The following is a 24,131-nucleotide window of genomic DNA, read 5'->3' on the forward strand; positions in this document are numbered from 1 at the left end:
GGGATGGCCTGTGCAGAAGTTTTCGTTCTCCACAGCACCCCCCTGTTGTCCACCGGTCCCGCCCACAGGGTGTGGGGATAAAAAACGGTTGCTGACCTGCGCAAACCGGGTTATCCACGGTTTCCACAGGGCCTACTACTACCCCCATGGACAGTTAGCCCGGTTTCGGTTTTCAAGCGGGTGCTGTGCACAACGTGGTCGAGAGGCCGCCCCGACACCTCGCTCCCGATTTGACGGCCGGCAGCACCGGCTGTCGGCGCCGTACGTCAGACTGGTTCCCGGCATCGAGGCTCCGAGCCGTCCAGGCACCGAGGCAGCGAGAGCCGACGACGAAGGCCGGCAGGCGAGCGAGCAACAGCAGGAGGCGGTTCCGGTGAAGATCCGGGTGGAGCGCGACGTACTCGCGGAGGCGGTGGCCTGGGCTGCCCGCAGCCTCCCGGCCCGGCCGCCGGTGCCCGTCCTCGCGGGGCTGCTGCTGAAGGCCGAGGAGGGCATGCTGTCCCTCTCCGGCTTCGACTACGAGGTCTCGGCCCGCGTCTCGGTCGAGGCGGACGTGGAGGAGGACGGCACCGTCCTCGTCTCCGGCCGACTCCTCGCCGACATCTGCCGCGCCCTCCCCAACCGCCCGGTGGAGATTTCCACAGACGGTGTACGGGCGACCGTGGTCTGCGGCTCCTCCCGGTTCACCCTCCACACCCTGCCTGTGGAGGAGTACCCGGCGCTGCCGCAGATGCCGACCGCGACCGGCACCGTGCCCGGCGAGGTCTTCGCCTCCGCCGCCGCCCAGGTCGCCATCGCCGCCGGCCGCGACGACACGCTGCCCGTCCTGACCGGTGTCCGCATCGAGATCGAGGGCGACCGCGTCACCCTGGCCTCCACCGACCGCTACCGCTTCGCGGTCCGCGAGTTCCTGTGGAAGCCGGAGAACCCGGACGCCTCCGCCGTGGCCCTGGTGCCCGCGAAGACGCTCCTGGACACCGCCAAGTCCCTGACGAGCGGTGACACCGTCACCCTGGCGCTGTCGGGCTCCGGCGCGGGCGAGGGCCTCATCGGCTTCGAGGGCGCCGGCCGCCGCACCACCACCCGCCTCCTCGAGGGCGACCTGCCCAAGTACCGCACGCTCTTCCCGACGGAGTTCAACTCCGTCGCGGTGATCGAGACCGCCCCGTTCGTCGAGGCCGTCAAGCGCGTGGCCTTGGTCGCCGAGCGCAACACCCCGGTCCGCCTCAGCTTCGAGACGGGCGTGCTGACCCTGGAGGCCGGCTCCTCCGACGATGCACAGGCTGTGGAGCGCGTCGACGCCCAGCTGGAGGGCGACGACATCTCGATCGCCTTCAACCCGACCTTCCTGCTCGACGGCCTGAGCGCGATCGACTCGCCGGTCGCCCAGCTGAGCTTCACCACCTCCACCAAGCCGGCGCTGCTCAGCGGCCGCCCGGCCCTCGACGCCGAGGCGGACGAGGCCTACAAGTACCTGATCATGCCGGTGCGCCTGTCCGGCTGACGCCGGCACGTCGGGCCCGGTCGCGCAGCCCGCGGGACCGGGCCCGACGGCGTTCGGGCCCCCCGGCCGCGCCGCGGGCCAGCGCCTCGGGCCCCGTACCGCCCGCGCAGCCCGCAGGTCCGCACGGACGTGCCGGGAGCGCCCGTGGCGCCGGGCGGCACCGCCCGGCGTAGGCTCGGAGCCGGGTGTCCCCGGGAGTCGGGGGAGCCCCCACAGACGGCCACAACGCGTAAGGAACCACCTGATGGAGCTCGGTCTCGTCGGTCTCGGCAAGATGGGCGGCAACATGCGCGAGCGCATCCGCCGCGCAGGCCACACCGTCATCGGATACGACCGCAACCCGGACCTCGCCGATGTCCACAGCCTGTCGGAGCTTGTGGACGGCCTGCAGGCACCCCGCGTGGTGTGGGTGATGGTCCCGGCCGGCGCCGCGACCCAGTCGACGATCGACGAGCTCGCCGACCTGCTCTCGCCCGGCGACGTCGTGGTCGACGGCGGCAACTCGCGCTGGACGGACGACGAGAAGCACGCCGAGGAGCTCGCCGCCAAGGGCATCGGCTTCGTCGACTGCGGCGTCTCCGGCGGCGTGTGGGGCCTGGAGAACGGCTACGCCCTCATGTACGGCGGCGACAAGGAGCACGTCGCCGCGGTCCAGCCGATCTTCGATGCCCTCAAGCCGGAGGGCGAGTTCGGCTCCGTGCACGCCGGCAAGGTCGGCGCGGGCCACTTCGCGAAGATGGTCCACAACGGCATCGAGTACGCCATGATGCAGGCCTACGCCGAGGGCTGGGAGCTGCTGGAGAAGGTGGACTCGGTCACCGACGTCCGCGAGGTGTTCCGGTCCTGGCAGGAGGGCACGGTCATCCGCTCCTGGCTGCTCGACCTCGCCGTCAACGCGCTCGACGAGGACGAGCACCTGGAGCAGCTGCGCGGCTTCGCGCAGGACTCCGGCGAGGGCCGGTGGACGGTGGAGGCGGCCATCGACAACGCCGTGCCGCTGCCCGCGATCACGGCCTCGCTGTTCGCGCGCTTCGCCTCGCGGCAGGACGACTCGCCGCAGATGAAGATGATCGCCGCGCTGCGCAACCAGTTCGGCGGCCACGCGGTCGAGAAGAAGTAGCCCGGCCGCCGCGCGGCCGGCAGCACCACAGCACCACAGCAGGAGAGCAGGAAGCCGGGGGAGGTCGGCGCCGCATGCATGTCACGCATCTCTCGTTGGCCGACTTCCGCTCGTACGCCCGGGCCGAGGTTCCCCTCGACCCGGGCGTCACGGCTTTCGTGGGGCCCAACGGCCAGGGCAAGACGAACCTGGTCGAGGCGATCGGCTACCTGGCGGCGCTGGGCAGCCACCGGGTCTCCTCCGACGCCCCGCTCGTGCGCATGGGCGCGGAGCGGGCGGTGATCCGGGCCGCCGTCCGGCAGGGCGAGCGTCAGCAGCTGGTCGAGCTGGAGCTCAACCCGGGGCGGGCGAACCGGGCCCGCATCAACCGGTCCTCGCAGGTCAGGCCGCGGGACGTGCTGGGGATCGTCCGCACGGTGCTGTTCGCGCCGGAGGACCTGGCCCTGGTCAAGGGCGACCCGGGTGAGCGCCGGCGCTTCCTGGACGAGCTGGTCACCGCCCGCTCGCCGCGCATGGCGGGTGTCCGCTCGGACTACGAGCGCGTGCTCAAGCAGCGCAACACGCTGCTGAAGTCCGCGGCGATGGCCCGTCGGCACGGCGGCCGCTCGATGGACCTGTCGACGCTGGACGTGTGGGACCAGCACCTGGCGCGCGCGGGCGCCGAGCTGCTGGCGCAGCGCCTCGACCTGATAGCGACCCTGCTGCCGCTGGCGGACAAGGCGTACGAGCAGCTCGCGCCCGGCGGCGGCCCGCTGGGCCTGGCGTACCGTTCCTCCGCGGGCGAGGCGGTGGACAGCGGGGCGGCGCGGTCCCGGGAGGCGCTGTACGAGGCGCTGCTGCAGGCGCTCGCGGAGGTCCGCAAGCAGGAGATCGAGCGGGGCGTGACCCTGGTCGGCCCGCACCGGGACGAGCTGCTGCTGCGGCTGGGGGAGCTGCCGGCGAAGGGGTACGCGAGCCACGGGGAGTCGTGGTCGTACGCGCTGGCGCTGCGGCTGGCCTCGTACGAGCTGCTGCGCGGCGAGGGGGCCGAACCGGTGCTGATCCTCGACGACGTGTTCGCGGAGCTGGACGCCCGGCGCCGGGAGCGGCTGGCCGAGCTGGTGGCGCCGGGGGAGCAGGTGCTGGTGACGGCGGCGGTGGACGACGACGTTCCGGACGTTTTGGCGGGGGCGCGGTTCGGGGTGTCCGGCGGTGAGGTGACCCGGCTGTGAGCACGGACAGGGAGCAGTACGACCGCCACGACCGGGCCGACCGGCGGGAGACGCACGAGGTGCGCGGGGCGCCGGGGCCGCAGCCGGTCCGCAAGGCGCCCGAGCCCTCCGGCGTGGACCTGGCGCGGCAGGCGCTGGCGGCCGCGCGCGAGGCGGCGCGGGCGCGCGGCAACGCCGCGGCGGGGAAGAAGGGGCGGCCGCAGCAGGGCCTGCGCTCGGGGGCCCGGGCGGACGGCCGGGACCCGATGCCGCTGATGGCGGCGCTGGACCGGCTGCGCACGGAGCGCGGCTGGGAGATGCCGATGGCGGTGGCCGGCGTGATGGAGCGCTGGCCGGAGATCGTCGGGCCGGAGATCGCGGCGCACTGCGAACCGGAACGCTACGAGGACCGTGAACTGGTCGTGCGGTGCGATTCCTCGGCGTGGGCGGCCCAGCTGAAGCTGCTGGCGCCCCAGCTGGTCGCGCGGCTCAACGCCGACCTGGGCCAGGGCACGGTCCGGCTGATCAAGGTGCAGGGTCCGGGCGGGCGGCCGAAGCGGTACGGACCCTTGCGGGCGCCGGGCAGCACGGGCCCCGGGGACACCTACGGATAGGCATGCGCGGGGGTGTCCGGGTGGCGTCCCTCACGGTAGCCGGTGGTTGACAGGCCGAAGCGCTGGGTGCCCGTGAGCCTCTTTGGGCCCCGGTCTGAATATGGGGAGTCGGCCGAGGGAGGTTCAGGGCGGCACATGCGGATCCAGGTACCGGCAAACCCCCATCGATGTCAGCGCTACCGGTAGACTTAGTGGTAAGTCCCGCCCGCTTGCGGGATCCGCCGAGCAACACCGACAACGCAGATCGACGCAGCCGTTCCCGCCGGGCCACTCGCGCCGCCTGGGAGTCCGGTCTGCGCTGTGCCAGAAAGGGCGCTTCGTGGCCGATTCCGGCGACTCCAACGAGAAGAACTACGACGCTAGTGCGATCCAGGTCCTGGAGGGCTTGGAGGCGGTCCGCAAGCGGCCCGGCATGTACATCGGATCCACCGGTGAGCGTGGCCTGCACCACCTGGTGTACGAGGTCGTCGACAACGCCGTGGACGAGGCGCTGGCCGGTTACGCGGACACGATCGACGTGACGATCCTGGCCGACGGCGGGGTGCGCGTGATCGACAACGGGCGCGGCATCCCCGTCGGCATCATCCCCGCGCAGGGCAAGCCGGCCGTCGAGGTCGTGCTGACGGTGCTGCACGCGGGCGGCAAGTTCGGCGGCGGCGGCTACGCCGTCTCCGGCGGTCTGCACGGTGTGGGCGTCTCCGTCGTCAACGCCCTGTCCAGCAAGGTCTCGGTCGAGATCAAGACGGACGGCTACCGCTGGACCCAGGACTACAAGATGGGCGAGCCCACCGCGGCCCTCGCCCGCCACGAGGAGACCGACGAGCACGGCACCTCGGTGACGTTCTGGGCCGACGGGGACATCTTCGAGACCACCGAGTACTCCTTCGAGACGCTCTCGCGCCGCTTCCAGGAGATGGCCTTCCTCAACAAGGGCCTCACGCTGAAGCTGACGGACGAGCGCGAGTCCGCCAAGGCCACGGTCGGCGCCGACTCCCCGGAGGAGGCCGAGCAGGCCGACAAGGTGCGCAGCGTCACGTACCACTACGAGGGCGGCATCGTCGACTTCGTGAAGTACCTCAACTCGCGCAAGGGCGAGCTGGTCCACCCGACCGTCATCGACATCGCGGCCGACGACAAGGAGCGGATGCTCTCGGTCGAGATCGCGATGCAGTGGAACACCGGGTACACCGAGGGCGTCTACTCCTTCGCCAACATCATCCACACCCACGAGGGCGGCACGCACGAGGAGGGCTTCCGCGCCGCGCTGACCTCGCTGGTCAACAAGTACGCGCGTGACAAGAAGATCCTGCGCGAGAAGGACGACAACCTCACGGGCGAGGACATCCGCGAGGGTCTGACGGCGATCATCTCGGTCAAGCTCAGCGAGCCGCAATTCGAGGGCCAGACCAAGACCAAGCTGGGCAACACGGAGGCGAAGACCTTCGTCCAGAAGGCGGTCTACGAGCACTTCGCCGACTGGCTGGACCGCAACCCGAACGAGGCCGCGGACATCGTCCGCAAGTCCGTCCAGGCCGCCACGGCCCGTGTCGCCGCCCGCAAGGCCCGCGACCTGACGCGCCGCAAGGGCCTGCTGGAGAGCGCCTCGCTGCCGGGCAAGCTGTCCGACTGCCAGTCGAACGACCCGACGAAGTGCGAGATCTTCATCGTCGAGGGCGACTCCGCCGGCGGTTCCGCGAAGTCCGGCCGCAACCCGATGTACCAGGCCATCCTGCCGATCCGCGGCAAGATCCTGAACGTCGAGAAGGCCCGGATCGACAAGATCCTGCAGAACACCGAGATCCAGGCGCTGATCTCCGCCTTCGGCACCGGTGTGCACGAGGACTTCGACATCGAGAAGCTCCGGTACCACAAGATCATCTTGATGGCCGACGCCGACGTCGACGGCCAGCACATCAACACCCTGCTGCTGACCTTCCTGTTCCGCTTCATGCGCCCGCTGGTCGAGGCCGGTCACGTGTACCTGTCCCGCCCGCCGCTCTACAAGATCAAGTGGGGTCGTGACGACTTCGAGTACGCGTACTCGGACCGCGAGCGCGACGCCCTGGTGGAGCTCGGCAAGCAGCACGGCAAGCGGATCAAGGAAGACTCGATCCAGCGCTTCAAGGGTCTCGGCGAGATGAACGCCGAGGAGCTGCGCGTCACCACGATGGACGTGGACCACCGCGTCCTCGGCCAGGTCACGCTCGACGACGCGGCCCAGGCCGACGACCTGTTCTCGGTGCTGATGGGCGAGGACGTCGAGGCCCGGCGCTCCTTCATCCAGCGCAACGCCAAGGACGTCCGCTTCCTCGACATCTGAGTCGGTCCGTCGCTGACCGCCTGAAAGGACCTGAAGACCAGCAATGGCCGACGAGAACACTCCCACCACCACCGAGACCCCCGAAGAGGAGCCGCAGCTGCGGATCGAGCCCGTCGGGCTCGAGACGGAGATGCAGCGCTCCTACCTCGACTACGCGATGTCCGTCATCGTGTCCCGTGCGCTGCCCGACGTGCGCGACGGCCTCAAGCCGGTGCACCGCCGCGTGCTGTACGCGATGTACGACGGCGGCTACCGGCCCGAGAAGGGCTTCTACAAGTGCGCCCGCGTCGTCGGCGACGTCATGGGCACCTACCACCCGCACGGCGACTCCTCGATCTACGACGCCCTGGTCCGCCTGGCCCAGCCGTGGTCGATGCGCATGCCGCTGGTGGACTCCAACGGCAACTTCGGCTCCCCGGGCAACGACCCGGCCGCCGCCATGCGCTACACCGAGTGCAAGATGGCGCCGCTGTCGATGGAGATGGTCCGCGACATCGACGAGGAGACCGTCGACTTCACGGACAACTACGACGGCCGCAACCAGGAGCCGACGGTCCTGCCGGCGCGCTTCCCGAACCTGCTGGTCAACGGCTCCGCCGGCATCGCGGTCGGCATGGCCACCAACATCCCGCCGCACAACCTGCGCGAGGTCGCCGACGGCGCCCAGTGGTACCTGGCCAACCCCGAGGCCACGCACGAGGAGCTGCTGGACGCCCTCGTCGAGCGGATCAAGGGCCCGGACTTCCCGACCGGCGCGCTGGTCGTGGGCCGCAAGGGCATCGAGGAGGCGTACCGGACCGGCCGCGGCTCCATCACGATGCGCGCGGTGGTCGAGGTCGAGGAGATCCAGAACCGCCAGTGCCTGGTGGTGACCGAGCTCCCGTACCAGGTGAACCCGGACAACCTGGCGCAGAAGATCGCCGACCTGGTCAAGGACGGCCGGATCGGCGGCATCGCCGACGTCCGCGACGAGACCTCCTCGCGCACCGGCCAGCGCCTGGTGATCGTCCTCAAGCGGGACGCGGTCGCCAAGGTCGTGCTGAACAACCTGTACAAGCACACCGACCTGCAGACCAACTTCGGCGCCAACATGCTGGCGCTGGTCGACGGCGTGCCGCGCACGCTCTCGCTGGACGCGTTCATCCGCCACTGGGTGCACCACCAGATCGAGGTCATCGTCCGGCGGACGAAGTTCCGCCTGCGCAAGGCCGAGGAGCGCGCGCACATCCTGCGCGGCCTGCTCAAGGCGCTGGACGCGATCGACGAGGTCATCGCGCTGATCCGGCGCAGCGAGACGGTCGAGGTCGCGCGCGAGGGCCTGATGGGCCTGCTCCGGATCGACGAGATCCAGGCCAACGCCATCCTCGAGATGCAGCTGCGCCGCCTGGCCGCCCTGGAGCGCCAGAAGATCGTCGCCGAGCACGACGAGCTCCAGGCGAAGATCAACGAGTACAACGCGATCCTGGCCTCGCCGGAGAAGCAGCGCGGCATCGTCAGCGAGGAGCTGGCCGCGATCGTCGAGAAGTTCGGCGACGACCGGCGCTCGAAGCTGGTGCCCTTCGACGGGGACATGTCCATCGAGGACCTGATCGCCGAAGAGGACATCGTCGTCACGATCACGCGCGGCGGCTACGTCAAGCGCACGAAGACCGACGACTACCGCTCCCAGAAGCGCGGCGGCAAGGGCGTGCGCGGCACGAAGCTGAAGGAAGACGACATCGTCGACCACTTCTTCGTCTCCACCACGCACCACTGGCTGCTGTTCTTCACCAACAAGGGCCGGGTCTACCGCGCCAAGGCCTACGAGCTGCCGGACGCCGGCCGGGACGCCCGCGGCCAGCACGTGGCGAACCTGCTGGCCTTCCAGCCGGACGAGCAGATCGCCGAGATCCTCGCGATCCGCGACTACGAGGCCGCCCCGTACCTGATCCTGGCCACCAAGGCCGGCCTGGTGAAGAAGACGGCGCTGAAGGACTACGACTCGCCCCGTTCGGGTGGCGTCATCGCGATCAACCTGCGCGAGCGGGAGGACGGCAGCGACGACGAGCTGATCGGCGCCGAGCTGGTGTCCGCCGAGGACGACCTGCTGCTGATCAGCAAGAAGGCGCAGTCGATCCGCTTCACGGCGACCGACGAGGCGCTGCGCCCGATGGGCCGTGCCACCTCCGGTGTGAAGGGCATGAGCTTCCGCGAGGGCGACGAACTGCTCTCCATGAGCGTGGTCCGCCCCGGTACGTTCGTCTTCACCGCGACCGACGGCGGCTACGCCAAGCGGACGCCGGTCGACGAGTACCGCGTCCAGGGCCGCGGCGGTCTGGGCATCAAGGCCGCCAAGATCGTGGAGGACCGCGGCTCGCTCGTCGGCGCGCTCGTGGTGGACGAGTCGGACGAGATTCTCGCCATCACGCTCGGCGGTGGTGTGATCCGCACGCGAGTCAGCGAAGTCCGGGAGACCGGCCGTGACACCATGGGCGTCCAGCTGATCAACCTGGGCAAGCGCGATGCCGTCGTCGGCATCGCCCGCAACGCCGAGGCCGGTCAGGAAGCGGACGACGTCGAGGAGTCCGAGGCGGCCGAACCGCAGGCCGCCGAGGCAGCCGAGGGCGCGCAGCCCTCGGCCGGGGAGCACGAGGAGTAAGTCGTGAGTGGAGCCACGGGCGCCGGACCGGCCAAGACTGGGGAGGACGGTGCCCGTGGCCCCGCCGCGGACTCCCAGGGTGGGGCCGGCGCCGCCGAGGGCAGGGGGACAACCGTGACGGACGCCCGAGAGCCGAAGCAGAAGCAGGGGAAGGCCGCTGCCAAGCCGGCGGCCGCCGCTCCCGCCAAGCAGGCCGCCAAGCAGAGCGGGAAGCCGGCCGCCAGGCAGGCCGCAGCCCAGGCTGCGGCCCCCGAGGCCGACGGGCAGGCCGCCGAGGAGCCCTACCGCCCGCCGCAGGCGTACGAGGCCCCCTCGGGCCCCGGCGCGCAGCGCAGCGCCGGGGAGCCCGGGGCGGGGCGCAAGCCGCGCCCGGCGGTCCGTACGACGCCCAGGACGCGCAAGGCGCGGCTGAGGGTGGCCAAGGCCGACCCGTGGTCGGTGATGAAGGTCAGCTTCCTGCTGTCGATCGCGCTGGGCGTGTGCACCATCGTGGCGGCGGCGGTGCTGTGGATGGTCATGGACGCCATGGGCGTCTTCTCGACCGTCGGCGGCACGATCAGCGAGGCGACCGGCTCCAACGAGGGCAACGGCTTCGACCTCCAGTCCTTCCTGTCCCTGCCCCGGGTGCTGATCTTCACCTCGGTGATCGCCGTGATCGACGTCGTCCTGGCGACGGCGCTGGCGACGCTCGGCGCGTTCATCTACAACCTGTCGGCGGGCTTCGTCGGCGGTGTGGAGCTCACGCTCGCCGAGGACGAATGACCGTCGGATGACCTGCGGGGACGCCCCGCAGGAACGGATTTTGGCGGGACCGTGTCTGTGCGCTAATCTTCAGGAGTCAGCGCGCAGCGCGGATGGGGCTATAGCTCAGTTGGTTAGAGCGCATCCCTGATAAGGATGAGGCCACAGGTTCAAATCCTGTTAGCCCCACAGAAGACGAAGACCCCCGGACCGAACGGTCCGGGGGTCTTCGCCGTTCGGCCGCCGGGGGGTTCCCAGGTCACCGAACGGTATCGATCGGTGTGTATTGTTGGCCGCCAGAAGTACCCAACGTCAACGAAAGACGAGGTCGCGCGGTGAAGAAGCTGCTCCTGGTCGCACTGGCCGCCATCGGCGGGCTCCTCGTGTACCGCCAGATCCAGGCGGACCGCGCCGAGCAGGACCTGTGGACGGAGGCTACCGACTCCGTGCCTTCCGGTTCCGGCGTGTGAGACCCAAGGCCGATCTCATGAAGCCCCGGCTGCCGCTGCGGTCGGGGCTTTGTGCTGCTCCGTGACGGAAACTTCCGTTGTGTAGCCTCCAGGGTGCCTTTGGCCTGCTTGAGCAAAACCGGGCGGGTGGGCATCAGGGCTCGGATGCGGGGCCGCGGTGTGCCGGACGGCCTCGGGAAGGGCCTTGCGCGCCCCGTGGCCGTGCGGAACCGGCCCTAGCGGGTCGCGAGGGTCGCGAGGATGCAGGAGGCTCAGGACGGCGTCCCAGAGGGGCGCTGGGACGCCCTCGGGGGCGTCCGGGTGCCCCCGGGTGCGGAACTGTTCCACCAGGGCGCGGGAATCGGGCCTGCGGCCCTTGCAGCGGGTGCAGCGCGACCCGTCCGACGGCACAGAGGTCGGCAGGGAAGTCGGGCTCGGCGCCCAGCAGTTGTTCGGGGGCGACATGCCCGGGGTGCCCACCACGCGGTCGATCGCGGTGAGGCGGGGCGCGCCCCTGCGCATGGAGACGCCGAAGTCGGACAGCCGCAGGTGCGGCCGCCCGGTTCCCGTGGCCTCCGTCAGGAGGTTGGCCGGCTCGATGTAGCGGTGGACGCACCCTCGGCCTGCACCGCCGCCTGCCGGCGGGGGCCCCAGGCCCGCCAGACCGCGCCCGCGCCCCCGCGTCCGATCGGGTCGATCAGTTCGTACCGGCCGGCGAACACTTCACCCATCGCTGCGTCCGTCCCCCGTTGTCGTCGTCCGCCGTGGGTTCCAACGGGGTCAGTTCTGGTGCGCCTCGTAGTGGGCGACCGCGTCGGCCGTGCGGCCCGCGCCGTAGACCTTGAGGAACTCGGCCAGCTCAGGGTGGCTGGGCGCGAGGGCGTTCGCGGCGTCGATGATGTCGCCGGCAGCGGAGACCGAGCGGAGCAGCGACTGGATCTCGCGGACGACCCGCTTGACGGTGGGCGCGCCCGAACCGTTCGTGGTCTGGCCGCTGTTGCTGAGGACGGAACCGCCCTGGGTCTTCTTGATCTCGTCCATCCGGTCGGTGGCCTCGGCCGCGCTGACGCTGCCGTCCGCCACCTGGCTCGCGAGGTCCTGGAGGGCCTGGACCCGCTGGACCACGGCCGGGTTGCCGATCTTGGCGCGCTGGCCGCTCATCAGCTGGGACAGCATGGGTGCCGACAGTCCGAGGACGGCAGCGAGGCGGGCCTGGTTCAAGCCGAGGTCGTCTATGAGCCGGCGGAAGAGCGCACCCAGCGGCTCTCCGTACCAGCTGCGCTGGAGCTCCCTGGCTCTGGCAGTGGCCTCTTGCTGTACTGCGTCCACTCTCACTACTCCCCTTCGCTGGTGCGAACCTCGCGAGCATCTTACGGAGAGTGGTCGCAGGGCGGGAGTCCCTATCATTTTGCGGGATGAGGGGGTGAACCCGGTACTCTGTTCTGCGGAACGGTCGCTCCTTCACCGGGGACGGTCGCGTCCGCGTGTTCGGGGCTTTAGCTCAGTTGGTAGAGCGCTGCCTTTGCAAGGCAGATGTCAGGAGTTCGAGTCTCCTAAGCTCCACCGATCACAGCCCCCTTGACCTGCGTGAACGCCGGTCAAGGGGGCTTCGTCGCATCTCCGGCCGGGCAGCGCGGTCCCCGCTCGGACCCATGTTTCACGTGAAACCTCAGTGGCGCTCCGCCCGCAGCACGGTCGCTGCCACGGCCGCCGAGGCCGCCAGGAGGGCGGTGCCCACGGCGAACGCCAGGTGGTAGCCGGCGGTGAGCGCCTCGATGGTGGGACGGCCCGAACGGACGAGGGATTCGGTGCGGGAGGCCGCGAGCGTGGACAGGGCGGCCATGCCGAGCGCCATGCCGATCTGCTGGGTGGTGTTGAACAGGCCCGAGGCCAGGCCGGCGTCCTCCTGCCCCGCGCCGGACATGGCCAGGGTGGTGAGGGCCGGCATGGCCAGGCCGAAGCCTGCGGTCAGCAGCATCACCGGGAGCAGGTCACCGGCGTAGTGGGCGTGCACCGGCAGCCGGGTCAGCAGGGCCAACGCCGGTACCAGCAGGCCGAGTCCGGCGAGCAGGACCCGCCGCTCGCCGAAGCGGGCGTTCAGCCGGGCCGAGACCCCGAGGGAGACCGCGCCGCTCAGCAGGGCGGCCGGAAGCATCGCCAGCCCCGTCGCGGACGCCCCGTAGCCCAGGACCCGCTGGAGGTAGGCGGCGAGCAGGATCTGGAACGCGAACATCGCGGCCACCATCAGGACCTGGACGAGGTTGGCTCCGGCCACGACCCGCGAGTGCAGGATCCGCAGGGGCATCAGCGGGGTGCGGGCCCTGGCCTGGCGGACGGCGAAGGCGGCGAGGAGGGCCAGGGACAGGGCGGCGAGGCCGAGGGTGCGCGCGGAGCTCCAGCCGTACCGCTCGACCTCGACGACCGCGTAGATCCCCGTCATCAGGCCCCCGGTCACGAGCAGGGCGCCGAGGACGTCGGCCCCCGCACGCAGGCCCAGCCCCCGGTCGGCGGGGAGAGCGGGCAGGGCCAGCGCCAGCGTGGCGAGCCCCACGGGCAGGTTGATGAAGAAGATCCAGTGCCAGTCGAGGGCGTCGGTGAGGACCCCGCCGAGCACCTGGCCCAGCGAGGCGCCTGCGGCCCCGGTGAAGGAGAACACCGCAATGGCCCTGGTGCGTTCGCGGGCACCGGTGAACAGCGTGACCAGGATCCCGAGGCTGACGGCGGAGGCCATCGCCGCGCCCAGTCCCTGGAGGAAGCGTGCGGCCAGCAGGACGGCGGGCGAGCCGGCGAGTCCGGCCAGGGCCGAGGCGGCGGTGAAGACGGCGGTACCGGCCAGGTACATCCGCTTGCGGCCGAGGAGGTCGCCGAGGCGGCCGGCGAGGAGCAGGAGGCTGCCGAATGCGATCAGGTAGGCGTTCACGACCCAGCTGAGGCCGGCGGGGGTGAAGTGCAGGTCGTCCTGGATGGCGGGCATGGCCACGCTGACGATGCTCGCGTCCAGGATGGTCATGAGCATGCCACTGGAGAGGACGGCGAGGGCGGCCCAGCGCGAGCGCAGGGCGCCCGGCCCCGGGGCCGCCGGCGGGGGTGGCGCGGCGGCGGCCGTCGAGGGGCGGGCGGGGGCCTGGGCGGTCGATCCGGCAGCAGGCATCAGGGGCTCCGTTCGGCGGGTGAGGCAAGAGAGAGGGGGCGGGCCTGGCGTGGGCCGGCCCGACGATGTTCGAACCGTAGCAGATGGTTTTGTTACAGACTATTTTTAAGAGAACCATTTTCTTGCGAACGATCGCTACGCTGGGAGGCATGACTGCGATGGCGCCCGCCCGGACCGAGCCGGACCTCTCCTACCTCCTGGACCACACCAGCCATGTGCTGCGCACCCGCATGGCGGCCGCCCTCTCCGAGATCGGCCTGACCGCCCGGATGCACTGCGTCCTCGTGCACGCCCTGGAGGAGGAGCGCACGCAGATCCAGCTCGCCGAGATCGGGGACATGGACAAGACGACGATGGTGGTCACCGTCGACGCGCTGGAGAAGGCGGGCCTGGCCGAGCGCAGGCCGTCCGCCAAGGACCGGCGGGCCCGCATCATCGCCGTCACCGAGAAGGGGGCTGCCGTCGCGGCCCGCAGCCAGGAGATCGTCGACGAGGTCCATGCCGGGGCCCTCGCCTCCCTCGCCGCGGCCGACCGCGAGGCCCTGCTGCGCGGCTTGAGGCTGCTGGCCGAGGGCGGGCTCGAGGCCCCCTCCGAAACCCCCCGCCCGGCCCGCCGCGCCCGCCAGTAGGGGCGCAGCCGCGGGTTGTCCCCCGGATGGGGCCCTCACGGGCTGCCGTCCGGCGCCTCCTGGCCGACAGTGGACTCAGGCACCGAACCAGGGGGACCGGGGGGCGACACCACGCCGGAGGCGTACAGACAATGGGACTCTTCCACTTCCTGAGGTCCGAGAAGAAGAGACGGGCCGCCGCCGAGAAGGCAGCGGCCGCCGCGTCCGAGGACTACGCGGCCGCGTACACCGACGCGGTCGCCGCCACGCGCCGGGCCGCCACGCGCGAGGCCGCCGAGCGGATCGCCGCCGCGGCCCCGCCGAAGCACGCCCCGGCGGCGCCCAAGGCGGCCACCGCGCCGCCGGGCCTGGCGCGGGGCGCCCATCCGCCGCACACCCCGACGCCCTCGTCCGCCGCGCACAAGGCCGTGCCGGCCGCCCCGACCCCCAAGCCGGAGGCCGCGGTGATGAGGCGGACGTACACCGTCCGGTCCGGTGACTCGCTCCTGGCGATCGCCCGGCAGGAGCTGGGCAACGAGGCCCGCTGGCGGGAGCTCTACGCCATGAACCGGAGCGTCATCGGCAGCAACCCCGAGCTGATCCACCCCGGGCAGGTGCTCATCCTCCCGGGGTGAGCGGAGAAGGAACGGGCGCAGAACGCGAACGCGGGGAGGGCCCGGATCCACAGGATCCGGGCCCTCCCCGTTCACGCGATGCCGCGCTACTCGCCGGAGCTCTCGCGTTCCTTCGCCGCCAGCTCGTCGTCGAAGCTCGCCGGGGCCCCGTCGCGCGAGGAGAGCTCGGTCGCAGCGGGCGGCTCGACGAGCCAGTCCGGGTTCGACTGCTGGTCCCACCACTTCCACGCCGCGAACGCCGCGGCCGCCAACGCGCCGACCACCGCCAGGCCCTTGACCACGCGGGCCGTGCGCGCCCGCCGCTCGTGGCGCCGGATGAGCTTCTGCACCTCCTTGGCCGAGACCTGGCCGCGCAGGGCCGCCAGCGCCGCCAGCGACCGGTTCGCGGCCTCCTCGGCGACCGGCCGGCTCACCGCGAGCGCGTTCTCCAGCCGCGGCGCCGTGTAGTCGGCGGCCTGCCGCGCCGCGTGCCGCGTGCGGTGCACCGCCTGCACCGCCGCCCGGTCGACGTTCGGGGGCACATGGGCGCGCGCCGCCTGCATGCGGGGATGCAGATGGTTGTCGTACGCCGTATGCGCCTGCCGCGAGGCCTGGTGGGCGGCCTGGGTCACCTTCGGCGCCAGCCGCTCGTTCGCCTCGTGCGCGTAGTACACGGTGGCGTCCCTTGCGGATTCTGCGTACGGCGCCACCAGCTCCGCTGCGTGCCTCATGGTGTCCCTGGCGCTGTCGGCGGCCAGGCGCACGCTGTCCTTGCGGGTCACGTGATCCTCCTCCTCGGTGGCGGACACAGTTCACCTTTCCACCCTTTGTCGGATCATGCCCGCTCAATCGCCCGGTGGCGCGCGCGACAGGGCATCCGGGTGGACGATTTCCGTGCCGTACGGCCCTCCGTGGGAGGATCGGGAATCGACAGTGCTGACTTATGGAAGGCAGATCCGTGGCCGAGAAGCTCTACGCCACCCTGAAGACCAATCACGGCGACATCGAGATCGAGCTGCTGGAGAACTTCGCCCCGAAGACCGTCCGGAATTTCGTGGAGCTCGCCACCGGCGCCCGCGAATGGACCCGGCCCACCGACGGCCAGAAGACCACGGACCCGCTCTACGACGGCACCGTCTTCCACCGCGTCATCAGCGGCTTCATGATCCAGGGAGGCGACCCCCTCGGCAACGGCACGGGCGGCCCCGGCTACCAGTTCGCCGACGAGTTCCACCCCGACCTGGCGTTCACCAAGCCCTATCTGCTCGCCATGGCCAACGCCGGCCCGGGCACCAACGGCTGCCAGTTCTTCATCACCGTCGCCCCCACCGCCTGGCTCACGCGCAAGCACACCATCTTCGGCGAGGTCACCGACAAGGCCGGCCAGAAGGTCGTGGACGCGATCGCCGGCCTGCCGACCAACCCGCGCACCGAGCGCCCCCTCGAGGACGTGATCATCCAGTCCGTCTCCGTCGAGAGGCGCTGACGGCGGGAACCTTCCGCCCCGCCCGTCCGTCCTCGTTGCATACCGGACCGGCGGGGTGCGCCCGCTGCCCCGCCGCCGACCGAGGGGACCGATGGACACCGACCGTCTGCCGGGCTGCTACCGCCACCCGGACCGCGACACGGGGATCCGCTGCACCCGGTGCGAGCGCCCCATCTGCCCCGAGTGCATGATCAGCGCCTCGGTCGGCTTCCAGTGCCCCGACTGCGTGCGCGAGGCCTCCGGCAGCGGCCGCGGCCCGGCGCCGCACGCACCGCGCACCCTCGCGGGCGGGCCGGTCGCGGCCGACCCGCACCTCGTGACCAAGATCCTCATCGGGATCAACGCCGCGGTGTTCCTCGCGGGGCTCCTCACGCCGCCGCTCGTGGTGCAGCTGGAGCTGCTCGGGCGCTACGTGGAGTACCTGGACGGCCCCGTCGGCGGTGTCTCCACCGGCCAGTACTACCGCCTGTTGACCTCGGTGTTCCTGCACGCGGAGTGGTGGCACATCGCCGGGAACATGCTCGCCCTGTGGGTCATCGGGGGGCCGCTCGAAGCGGCGCTGGGACGGTCCCGCTACCTCGCGGTCTACCTGCTGTCCGGCCTGGGCGCCAGCGCCCTGGTCTACCTGCTGACCGCGCCGAACACCCAGACCCTCGGCGCCTCGGGGGCCGTCTTCGGGCTGCTCGGGGCCACCGTGGTACTGGTGCGCCGGCTGCGCTACGAGATGCGGCCGGTGATCACGATGGTCGTCCTGATGCTGGTGCTGACCTTCGTGCCGCTCGGCGGCAGTCTGTCGGTGTCCTGGCAGGCCCACATCGGCGGCCTGGTGAGCGGTCTGCTGCTGGGGCTCGGCATGGTCGGCCCACGGGCCGGACGGCCCCGCCCGCTCATCCAGTGGATGACGTGTCTGGCGGTGTTTGCGCTGGCAGCGGCGCTGGTCGTGGTCCGGACGGCTGAACTCACCTGATCACACCGGCGTCAAGCTCCACAGAGTTATCCACAGATCTTCTGTCTTTTCCTCAGGTGTGGATGACCCTGTGGATAACCCCTGGGGAGAGCTTGCGGGCGGCCTGCCTGCTGTGCATGCCGCCCGCGCTCCACGGCCCGGCTACTTCCACTGCGTGGAGACGCCGAATCCCGCCGCGATGAATCCGAATCCGACCACGATGTTCCAATTGCCAATGGATTCGATCGGCAGCTGGGTCTCGCTCACGTAAAAGACGACGATCCACGCCAGACCGATCAGGAACAACGCCAGCATCACCGGGGCGACCCAGCCACGGCTGGCCAGCTTGATGGGCTGCGCCTTGGTCGGCGGCGGCGTGTAATCGTCCTTCTTGCGGATACGTGACTTCGGCACGAGGGGCTCTCCTGTCGATGCGCTGGGGACCTTGCCTGCCCCGGGCGTCCGTTAGCGTAGTGGACCTGTGGCGTTGAAGGAGAAGGGTACGTTGAGCAATTCCGACGACTCCTCCGCGGGTCCCCGTCCTCCGCACCGGCTGCGGCCGGTCCGGCTGCTCACGGCCGTCGTCTTCGCGTTGGCCGGCCTCATCTTCGTCACCAGCTTCAACACGTCCAAGGGTACGAACATCCGCACGGACGCCTCGCTCCTGAAGCTCTCCGACCTCATCCACGAGCGCAGCCAGAACAACGCGCAGCTGGAGCAGAGCACCGCCGCCGCCCGCAGCCGCGTCGACGCCCTCGCCGAGCGCGACGACGGCAGCACCCGCGCCGAGGACGCCAAGCTGGCCGCCCTGCGCACCGCCTCGGGCACCGAGGAGCTGTCCGGCAAGGGCCTCACCGTCACCCTCAACGACGCCCCGCCCAACGCCACCGCCCGCATCCCCAACGTGCCCGAGCCGCAGCCCAACGACCTGGTGATCCACCAGCAGGACCTCCAGGCCGTGGTGAACGCCCTGTGGCGGGGCGGGGCCCAGGGCATCCAGGTCATGGACCAGCGGCTGATCGCCACCAGCGCGGTGCGCTGCGTGGGCAACACGCTGATCCTCCAGGGCCGCGTCTACTCCCCGCCCTACAAGGTGTCCGCGGTCGGCGACCCGGGGGCGCTGCGCAAGGCGCTCGCCGCCTCCCCGGCCCTGCAGAACTACCAGCTGTACGTGGCGGCGTACGGGCTCGGCTGGAAAGTCGACGAGCACAAGGAGCTGAAACTTCCCGGCTACTCCGGCACAGTGGACCTCCACTATGCGAAGCCGCTGGAATCCTCCTCCGCGACGAGCACGCCCTGACGCCCTGCTGCGCCTGGCGGTCAGGACGTTCAGCGAGCTGTGCCTGACGGCCGGCACCCTGATCGTCCTGTTCACGGCGTACGTGCTGCTGTGGACCGGGGTCGAGGCCGACCGGGCCATGGACGGGGAGATGGCGCGGATGCACGCGGGCTGGGCGGCCGCCCCCGCGATCACACCCACCTCCGGGCCCCCTCCCGCCACCGCGACCGTGCCCGGGCCGGCGCCGGATCCGACGACCACGGCGGCGCCCGCCCCCGGCCCCGGCTACCCCGACGGGGAGCCCTTCGCCGAGATGTACGTCCCCCGCTTCGGAGCGGACTGGAACAAGCCCGTCCTGCAGGGCACCGGCACGGAGGTGCTGAAGAAGGGACTCGGCCACTACGCGGGCACGGCCCGCCTCGGCGCCATCGGGAACTTCGCCGTGGCCGGACACCGGCGCACCTACGGAGACCCGTTCAAGGACGTCCCCGATCTGCGCGCGGGCGATGCGGTGATCCTCAAGGACGCGACCGCCTGGTACACGTACACGGTCCGCGGCGCGGTGCTGCGCACCCTGCCCGCCGACGTCGGCGTCGTCGACCCGGTGCCGGCCCGCTCCCCCTTCACCGGACCGGGCCGGTACCTCACCCTGACCACCTGCGATCCGGAATGGGGCCACAGCCACCGGCTGGTGGTGTGGGCGGAGCTGACCGCGACGCGGACGGCCGGTCAGGGCCGTCCCGAGGGTTTGCCGAGCTGACCCTCCGGTAACGGCCGCTGCCCTTAGTCTGGGTGGGTACCGCCCCCGCGGTGCGAGAGCGAAAGGGAACGCGGACGGCATGTACGGCTGGATCTGGCGGCATCTGCCGGGCAACGCGTGGGTACGCGCGCTGATCTCCCTCGTACTGGTCCTCGCGGTGGTCTTCGTGCTGTTCCAGTACGTCTTCCCGTGGGCCGAGCCGCTCCTTCCGTTCAACGATGTGACGGTGGACGAGGGATCGGGAGCCACTCCGTGAGCGCGCGCATTCTGGTGGTCGACAACTACGACAGCTTTGTCTTCAACCTGGTCCAGTACCTGTACCAGCTCGGTGCCGAGTGCGAGGTGCTGCGCAACGACGAGGTGGAGCTCTCCCACGCCCAGGACGGCTTCGACGGCGTGCTGCTCTCCCCCGGCCCGGGCACCCCGGAGGAGGCGGGCGTGTGCGTCGACATGGTCCGCCACTGCGCCGACACCGGCGTGCCCGTCTTCGGCGTGTGCCTGGGCATGCAGTCGATGGCGGTGGCGTACGGAGGCGTGGTCGACCGGGCGCCCGAGCTGCTGCACGGGAAGACCTCGCCGGTGGTGCACGAGGGCCTCGGCGTCTTCGCGGGGCTGCCGTCGCCCTTCACCGCGACCCGCTACCACTCGCTCGCGGCGGAGCCGCAGACCCTCCCGGACGTCCTGGAGGTCACCGCGCGGACCGAGGACGGGATCATCATGGGCCTGCGCCACCGGGAGCACGACGTGGAGGGGGTGCAGTTCCACCCCGAGTCCGTGCTGACCGAGTGGGGGCACCGGATGCTCGCGAACTGGCTGGTGCGCTGCGGTGACGCGGGTGCGGTCGAGCGCTCGGCGGGGCTGGCCCCGGTGGTGGGCAAGGCCGTCGCGTGACCTCGCTCGCGCAGTCCGCGCCCTCCGAGGGCCGGGCCGCGCGGCGCAGGGCCGCACAGCAGGCCGCGAAGCGGGCGCGCAGGCGCGGCAGCAGCGGCCGGCGGCGCCGGCGGCCCCGGTCGGGCGGCGCGGTGGTCGTCGCGACCCGGCTGGCCGGGGAGCTGTTCATCACGGCCGGGGTGGTGATGCTGCTGTTCGTCGCCTACCAGCTCTGGTACACCAACGTCCTCGCGCAGCGCACCGCCGACGGGGCGGCGGGCTCGCTGCGCCAGACCTGGGAGCAGCAGCCCGGCGGGGCGGCCGCGCCGCCGGTGACGGCCTTCGAGCCGGGGCAGGGCTTCGCGATCCTCCACATCCCGAAGCTGGACGTGAAGGTGCCGGTGGCGGAGGGCGTCAGCAAGCCGAAGGTCCTGGACCGCGGGATGGTCGGGCACTACGGGGACGGGGCGCTGAAGACGGCGATGCCCGCCGACCAGCAGGGCAACTTCGCGGTGGCCGGACACCGCAACACCCACGGCGAACCGTTCCGCTTCATCAACCGGCTGGTGCCGGGCGACCCGATCGTGGTCGAGACGCGGGACGCGTACTACACGTACGAGATGACCTCGGCCCTGCCGCAGACGCCGCCGACGAACGTGTCCGTGCTCAAGCCGGTGCCCGAGGGCTCGGGCTTCACCGGGCCGGGCCGGTACATCACCCTGACGACCTGCACACCCGAGTTCACCAGCACCTACCGCATGATCGTATGGGGCAGGATGGTCGAGGAACGCCCCCGCAGCAAGGGCGCTCCGCCCGCGCTGGCCACCCCCTGAGCCGACGCATGACCACGACGCACGAGCACGACGCACGAGCACGACGCACGAGCACCACGCCCGAGCACCACGCACGACGCACGACGCCCGAGAGCCGACGACAGCCGCCGAAGGACGAACCAGCAGTGTCGCGTACCGCACCGCCCCGCAACAGCAGCCTGCTCGCCGGATTCCTGAGCCTGCTGGGCGAGTTCCTGATCACGGTGGGCCTGCTGCTCGCCCTGTTCGTGGCGTACTCGCTGTGGTGGACGAACGTCCTCGCGGACCGGCAGGCGTCGGCGCGCGGCGACGAGGTCAGGCGCCAGTGGCAGAGCGCCCCGGCGGCGGGCGCGCAGGGGCAGCCGGGCGCGCTGGACACCCAGGGCGGCGTCGGGTTCCTGCACGTGCCGTCGATGAAGAACGGCGAGGTGCTGGTCAAGCGCGGCACGTCGCCGGGCGTCCTGGACGACGGTGTGGCCGGGTACTACACGGACCCGGTGAAGGCGGTCCTGCCGTGGGAGGGGCCGGGGAACTTCTCACTGGCCGCGCACCGCGACGGGCACGGGGCGAAGTTCCACGACATCGACAAGGTGAGGACGGGCGACGCGGTCGTCTTCGAGACGCGCGACACCTGGTACGTGTACAAGGTCTTCGCGGAGCTGCGGCAGACGTCGAAGTACAACGTGGACGTGATCGCCCCGGTGCCGAAGGGCTCGGGGAAGACGGTGCCGGGCCGGTACGTCACGCTGACGACCTGCACCCCCGTGTACACCTCGAAGTACCGGTACGTGGTGTGGGGCGAGCTGGTGCGCACCGAGAAGGTGGACGCGAAGCGCACGCCCCCGGCCGAGCTGCGCTGACCGCCGGCGGGTCGCCGGAACGGCAAAGGCCCGGATCCTCCGCGGGGGGATCCGGGCCTTCGGGTGTCCGCGGTGGTCAGCGGCGGCCGCCGGTGAGGCTGCCGAAGAAGCCTCCCTGGTTGTTGCCGCCCTGCTGGTTGCCGCCCATCGTCGTGACGTTGACGACCGTGCCCGTCGGGACCGGGGACCCGGCCGGCGGGTCGCTCGCAATCACGATCGCGTTGTCGTCCGTCGCGCCCGACGGGATCGCGCCGAAGGTCAGGCCCTTCGAGGCGAGCTCCGCCTTGGCCTGGGCGACGGTCTTGCCGGACAGGAGCGGGACCTGGGTCATCTGCCCGGAGCCCTTGGAGATCTGGACGTTGACCGTCGTGCCCGGGGCCAGCTGCTCGCCCGGCTGGTACTGCTGCTGGACGATCGTCTTCGGCGGGGCCGCCGGCGAGTCGACCTCGGTGGTGCTGCCGAGCTTCAGCTTGGCGTCGTTCAGCAGCTTGACCGCCTGCTCCTTGGTCTTGCCGAGGAGGTCCGGCATCGTCGACTTGGCCTGCTCCTTGGCGACGGTCAGGGTGACCGTGGACCCCTTCTGGGCCGTGCCGCTCTTGGGGTTCTGGTCAAGGACGGTGTTCGGCGTGCGGTCGGACTCCTGGGTCTTCTTCTCGACCTGGAAGCCCTTTTCCGAGAGCGCCTTCTGCGCTTCGTCGAACGAGAGGTTGACCACGTTGGGCACCGCGACCGGCGGCGCGCCCGAGGAGACCGTCAGCTTGATCGTGGAGCCCTTGTCGACGCGGGTGTCCGGGGCCTGGTCCTGCTTGCAGACGTTGCCCTTGGGCTGGTCGTCGCAGGGCTCGTCGGCGGTCTTCTCCACCTTGAGGCCCACGTTGTCGGCGCTCTTCTGCGCCGCCTCGAAGGTCTGCCCGATGAACTTGGGCACGCTGGGCCGGTTGTCGGCGCCGCTGCTGAACAGCGAGCGGCCGATCAGGATGGCGCCGACCAGCACCAGGATGCCTGCCGTGACCAGCAGGATCGTCGAGGCCCGGCTCTTCTTCTGACGCCGGCCGTGGCCCTGGTCGTACCCGCCCTGGTCCGGGTACGGGTAGCCCCCCTCGCCCGGGGGCATCGGCGGCAGCATGGAGGTCTGGCCGCCGGGGTCCGTCGGGCGCAGGGCGGTGGTGGGCTGGTCGTAGCCGGGGTGGCCGTAGCCCTGGTTCTGGTCCGGGTAGCCGTAGCCGGCCGCGCCCATGGCGGCGGTGGCGGCGACGGGCTGGCCCTCGAGGCAGGCCTCGATGTCGGCGCGCATCTCGTCCGCCGACTGGTAGCGGTAGTCGGGGTCCTTGACCAGTGCCTTCAGGACGATGGCGTCCATCTCGGGCGTGATCTCGGGGTCGAAGTTCGAGGGGGGCTGCGGCTCTTCCCGTACGTGCTGGTAGGCGACGGCCACCGGGGAGTCGCCGATGAACGGCGGACGCACGCACAGGAGCTCGTAGAGCAGGCAGCCCGCCGAGTACAGGTCGGAGCGCGCGTCGACCTGCTCGCCCTTGGCCTGCTCCGGGGAGAGGTACTGGGCGGTGCCGATGACGGCGGCGGTCTGGGTCATGGTCATGCCGGACTCGCCCATGGCGCGGGCGATGCCGAAGTCCATGACCTTGACCTGGCCGGTCCGCGTCAGCATGACGTTGGCGGGCTTGATGTCGCGGTGGACGATGCCGGCGCGGTGGGAGTACTCGAGGGCCTGGAGGATGCCGATGGTCATCTCCAGGGTGCGCTCGGGCAGCAGCTTGCGGCCGGAGTGCAGGAGTTCGCGCAGGGTCGAGCCGTCGACGTACTCCATCACGATGTAGGGGATGGAGATGTTGTCGACGTAGTCCTCGCCGGTGTCGTAGACCGCGACGATCGCCGGGTGGTTGAGCGACGCGGCCGACTGGGCCTCGCGGCGGAACCGGGCCTGGAAGGACGGGTCGCGGGCGAGGTCGGCACGCAGGGTCTTGACGGCGACGGTACGGCCGAGCCGGGTGTCGTGGGCGAGGTAGACCTCGGCCATGCCACCGCGGCCGAGCACGTGGCTCAGCTCGTACCGGCCGCCGAGGCGACGCGGCTCTTCCATAACGTTCCAGCCCTCTCCGTCAGTCCCGACCGCACCGGTGTGTGGTCCGGCGGTGTGCTGTTCGCGCAAAG

The 24,131-nt window shown here is 71.1% G+C and carries 22 protein-coding genes, 2 tRNA genes and 2 pseudogenes; 20 read left to right on the forward strand and 6 right to left on the reverse strand.

The features are described from left to right. The first annotated feature begins 373 nt into the window (after positions 1-373). The 9 genes from dnaN to AB0953_RS01150 all read left to right on the forward strand — a co-directional run bounded on the left by dnaN (position 374) and on the right by AB0953_RS01150 (position 10,597). Positions 374-1,504 carry a DNA polymerase III subunit beta gene (dnaN, locus tag AB0953_RS01110; protein ID WP_366857243.1) on the forward strand — a complete coding sequence of 377 codons (1,131 nt, stop codon included), beginning with the start codon at positions 374-376 and terminating at the stop codon, positions 1,502-1,504. A 244-nt stretch (positions 1,505-1,748) separates the two neighbouring features. Further along, positions 1,749-2,624, forward strand: coding sequence for a phosphogluconate dehydrogenase (NAD(+)-dependent, decarboxylating) (gene gnd, locus AB0953_RS01115; RefSeq protein ID WP_366857244.1), 876 nt, complete (start codon positions 1,749-1,751; stop codon positions 2,622-2,624). A gap of 74 nt (positions 2,625-2,698) precedes the next feature. After that, a complete protein-coding gene (gene recF, locus AB0953_RS01120; RefSeq protein ID WP_366857245.1) occupies positions 2,699-3,835 on the forward strand; it encodes a DNA replication/repair protein RecF in 1,137 nt (378 codons plus the stop codon). A gap of 59 nt (positions 3,836-3,894) precedes the next feature. Further along, complete coding sequence (locus tag AB0953_RS01125) at positions 3,895-4,428, forward strand: DUF721 domain-containing protein (RefSeq protein ID WP_366857659.1); 534 nt, start codon at positions 3,895-3,897, stop codon at positions 4,426-4,428. Between the two features lie 298 nt (positions 4,429-4,726). Beyond that, complete coding sequence (gyrB, locus tag AB0953_RS01130; RefSeq protein ID WP_366857660.1) at positions 4,727-6,748, forward strand: DNA topoisomerase (ATP-hydrolyzing) subunit B; 2,022 nt, start codon at positions 4,727-4,729, stop codon at positions 6,746-6,748. Positions 6,749-6,791: 43 nt separating this feature from the next. After that, positions 6,792-9,386, forward strand: coding sequence for a DNA gyrase subunit A (gyrA, locus tag AB0953_RS01135; RefSeq protein WP_366857246.1), 2,595 nt, complete (start codon positions 6,792-6,794; stop codon positions 9,384-9,386). Positions 9,387-9,389: 3 nt separating this feature from the next. Beyond that, positions 9,390-10,148 (forward strand): DUF3566 domain-containing protein, encoded by a 759-nt coding sequence (locus AB0953_RS01140; protein WP_366857247.1) that lies wholly within the window; start codon positions 9,390-9,392, stop codon positions 10,146-10,148. A 94-nt stretch (positions 10,149-10,242) separates the two neighbouring features. Then, positions 10,243-10,316 (forward strand) — tRNA-Ile (locus tag AB0953_RS01145). A gap of 146 nt (positions 10,317-10,462) precedes the next feature. Next, positions 10,463-10,597: a DLW-39 family protein gene (locus AB0953_RS01150; RefSeq protein WP_208809277.1), complete on the forward strand. Its 135-nt coding sequence runs from the start codon at positions 10,463-10,465 to the stop codon at positions 10,595-10,597. A gap of 264 nt (positions 10,598-10,861) precedes the next feature. On the opposite strand, the pseudogene AB0953_RS01155 reads toward AB0953_RS01150, so the two are convergent. Both AB0953_RS01155 and AB0953_RS01160 read right to left on the reverse strand, forming a co-directional pair. Continuing rightward, positions 10,862-11,307: pseudogene (locus tag AB0953_RS01155) on the reverse strand (hypothetical protein); the annotation flags it as partial. A gap of 49 nt (positions 11,308-11,356) precedes the next feature. Beyond that, entirely contained in the window at positions 11,357-11,905 is a 549-nt protein-coding gene (locus tag AB0953_RS01160) for a DNA-binding protein (RefSeq protein ID WP_366857248.1), read from the reverse strand. Positions 11,906-12,066: 161 nt separating this feature from the next. On the opposite strand from AB0953_RS01160, the gene AB0953_RS01165 reads away from it, so the two are divergent. Continuing rightward, a tRNA-Ala gene (locus tag AB0953_RS01165) sits at positions 12,067-12,139 on the forward strand. Positions 12,140-12,245: 106 nt separating this feature from the next. Here AB0953_RS01165 and AB0953_RS01170 read toward each other — a convergent pair. Continuing rightward, positions 12,246-13,727: an MFS transporter gene (locus AB0953_RS01170; protein WP_366857249.1), complete on the reverse strand. Its 1,482-nt coding sequence runs from the start codon at positions 13,725-13,727 to the stop codon at positions 12,246-12,248. A 149-nt stretch (positions 13,728-13,876) separates the two neighbouring features. Between AB0953_RS01170 and AB0953_RS01175 the strand changes: the two genes are divergently transcribed. Continuing rightward, on the forward strand, positions 13,877-14,356 hold the full coding sequence (locus AB0953_RS01175) for a MarR family transcriptional regulator (RefSeq protein WP_366857250.1): 480 nt from the start codon (positions 13,877-13,879) through the stop codon (positions 14,354-14,356). A gap of 131 nt (positions 14,357-14,487) precedes the next feature. Continuing rightward, complete coding sequence (locus AB0953_RS01180) at positions 14,488-14,970, forward strand: LysM peptidoglycan-binding domain-containing protein (RefSeq protein WP_366857251.1); 483 nt, start codon at positions 14,488-14,490, stop codon at positions 14,968-14,970. An 86-nt stretch (positions 14,971-15,056) separates the two neighbouring features. Here the strand turns inward: AB0953_RS01180 and AB0953_RS01185 are convergent, their stop codons facing one another. Then, positions 15,057-15,731, reverse strand: a complete 675-nt coding sequence (locus tag AB0953_RS01185; RefSeq protein ID WP_366857252.1) for a DUF5324 family protein — start codon at positions 15,729-15,731, stop codon at positions 15,057-15,059. A gap of 176 nt (positions 15,732-15,907) precedes the next feature. Between AB0953_RS01185 and AB0953_RS01190 the strand changes: the two genes are divergently transcribed. Beyond that, positions 15,908-16,435, forward strand: coding sequence for a peptidylprolyl isomerase (locus AB0953_RS01190; RefSeq protein ID WP_366857253.1), 528 nt, complete (start codon positions 15,908-15,910; stop codon positions 16,433-16,435). Between the two features lie 91 nt (positions 16,436-16,526). Next, entirely contained in the window at positions 16,527-17,402 is an 876-nt protein-coding gene (locus AB0953_RS01195; protein ID WP_366857254.1) for a rhomboid family intramembrane serine protease, read from the forward strand. Between the two features lie 141 nt (positions 17,403-17,543). On the opposite strand, the gene crgA is transcribed toward AB0953_RS01195, so the two are convergent. After that, on the reverse strand, positions 17,544-17,795 hold the full coding sequence (gene crgA / locus AB0953_RS01200) for a cell division protein CrgA (RefSeq protein ID WP_362169357.1): 252 nt from the start codon (positions 17,793-17,795) through the stop codon (positions 17,544-17,546). A gap of 91 nt (positions 17,796-17,886) precedes the next feature. Between crgA and AB0953_RS01205 the strand changes: the two genes are divergently transcribed. The 6 genes and pseudogenes from AB0953_RS01205 to AB0953_RS01230 all read left to right on the forward strand — a co-directional run bounded on the left by AB0953_RS01205 (position 17,887) and on the right by AB0953_RS01230 (position 21,962). Further along, the gene (locus tag AB0953_RS01205; RefSeq protein ID WP_366857255.1) at positions 17,887-18,681 is read left to right on the forward strand and encodes a DUF881 domain-containing protein; all 795 of its coding nucleotides are present in this window, start codon (positions 17,887-17,889) and stop codon (positions 18,679-18,681) included. Next, the gene (locus AB0953_RS01210) at positions 18,638-19,420 is read left to right on the forward strand and encodes a class E sortase (RefSeq protein WP_366857256.1); all 783 of its coding nucleotides are present in this window, start codon (positions 18,638-18,640) and stop codon (positions 19,418-19,420) included. Before AB0953_RS01205 ends, AB0953_RS01210 begins: the two co-directional genes overlap by 44 nt. 79 nt (positions 19,421-19,499) lie before the next feature. Then, complete coding sequence (locus tag AB0953_RS01215; protein WP_030011120.1) at positions 19,500-19,676, forward strand: hypothetical protein; 177 nt, start codon at positions 19,500-19,502, stop codon at positions 19,674-19,676. Beyond that, the gene (locus tag AB0953_RS01220) at positions 19,673-20,311 is read left to right on the forward strand and encodes an aminodeoxychorismate/anthranilate synthase component II (RefSeq protein ID WP_366857257.1); all 639 of its coding nucleotides are present in this window, start codon (positions 19,673-19,675) and stop codon (positions 20,309-20,311) included. Before AB0953_RS01215 ends, AB0953_RS01220 begins: the two co-directional genes overlap by 4 nt. A 137-nt stretch (positions 20,312-20,448) precedes the next feature. Further along, positions 20,449-21,123: pseudogene (locus tag AB0953_RS01225) on the forward strand (class E sortase); the annotation flags it as partial. A gap of 125 nt (positions 21,124-21,248) precedes the next feature. Further along, positions 21,249-21,962: a class E sortase gene (locus tag AB0953_RS01230; protein WP_366857258.1), complete on the forward strand. Its 714-nt coding sequence runs from the start codon at positions 21,249-21,251 to the stop codon at positions 21,960-21,962. Between the two features lie 76 nt (positions 21,963-22,038). Here AB0953_RS01230 and pknB read toward each other — a convergent pair whose 3' ends face one another. Continuing rightward, positions 22,039-24,060 carry a Stk1 family PASTA domain-containing Ser/Thr kinase gene (pknB, locus tag AB0953_RS01235; protein WP_366857259.1) on the reverse strand — a complete coding sequence of 674 codons (2,022 nt, stop codon included), beginning with the start codon at positions 24,058-24,060 and terminating at the stop codon, positions 22,039-22,041. Between the last annotated feature and the right edge of the window lie 71 nt (positions 24,061-24,131).

This window comes from Streptomyces sp. NPDC046866, assembly GCF_040704625.1.
In the GTDB taxonomy this organism is placed as follows: domain Bacteria; phylum Actinomycetota; class Actinomycetes; order Streptomycetales; family Streptomycetaceae; genus Streptomyces.

Bases quoted from the DNA above. Each gene is read 5' to 3' on its own strand.
- gnd (WP_366857244.1), top strand. From the start codon at position 1,749: ATGGAGCTCGGTCTCGTCGGTCTCGGCAAGATGGGCGGCAACATGCGC.
- recF (WP_366857245.1), top strand. From the start codon at position 2,699: ATGCATGTCACGCATCTCTCGTTGGCCGACTTCCGCTCGTACGCCCGG.
- gyrA (WP_366857246.1), top strand. From the start codon at position 6,792: ATGGCCGACGAGAACACTCCCACCACCACCGAGACCCCCGAAGAGGAG.
- AB0953_RS01170 (WP_366857249.1), bottom strand. From the start codon at position 13,727: ATGCCTGCTGCCGGATCGACCGCCCAGGCCCCCGCCCGCCCCTCGACG.
- AB0953_RS01175 (WP_366857250.1), top strand. From the start codon at position 13,877: ATGACTGCGATGGCGCCCGCCCGGACCGAGCCGGACCTCTCCTACCTC.
- AB0953_RS01180 (WP_366857251.1), top strand. From the start codon at position 14,488: ATGGGACTCTTCCACTTCCTGAGGTCCGAGAAGAAGAGACGGGCCGCC.
- AB0953_RS01195 (WP_366857254.1), top strand. From the start codon at position 16,527: ATGGACACCGACCGTCTGCCGGGCTGCTACCGCCACCCGGACCGCGAC.
- AB0953_RS01210 (WP_366857256.1), top strand. From the start codon at position 18,638: ATGCGAAGCCGCTGGAATCCTCCTCCGCGACGAGCACGCCCTGACGCC.
- AB0953_RS01215 (WP_030011120.1), top strand. From the start codon at position 19,500: ATGTACGGCTGGATCTGGCGGCATCTGCCGGGCAACGCGTGGGTACGC.
- pknB (WP_366857259.1), bottom strand. From the start codon at position 24,060: ATGGAAGAGCCGCGTCGCCTCGGCGGCCGGTACGAGCTGAGCCACGTG.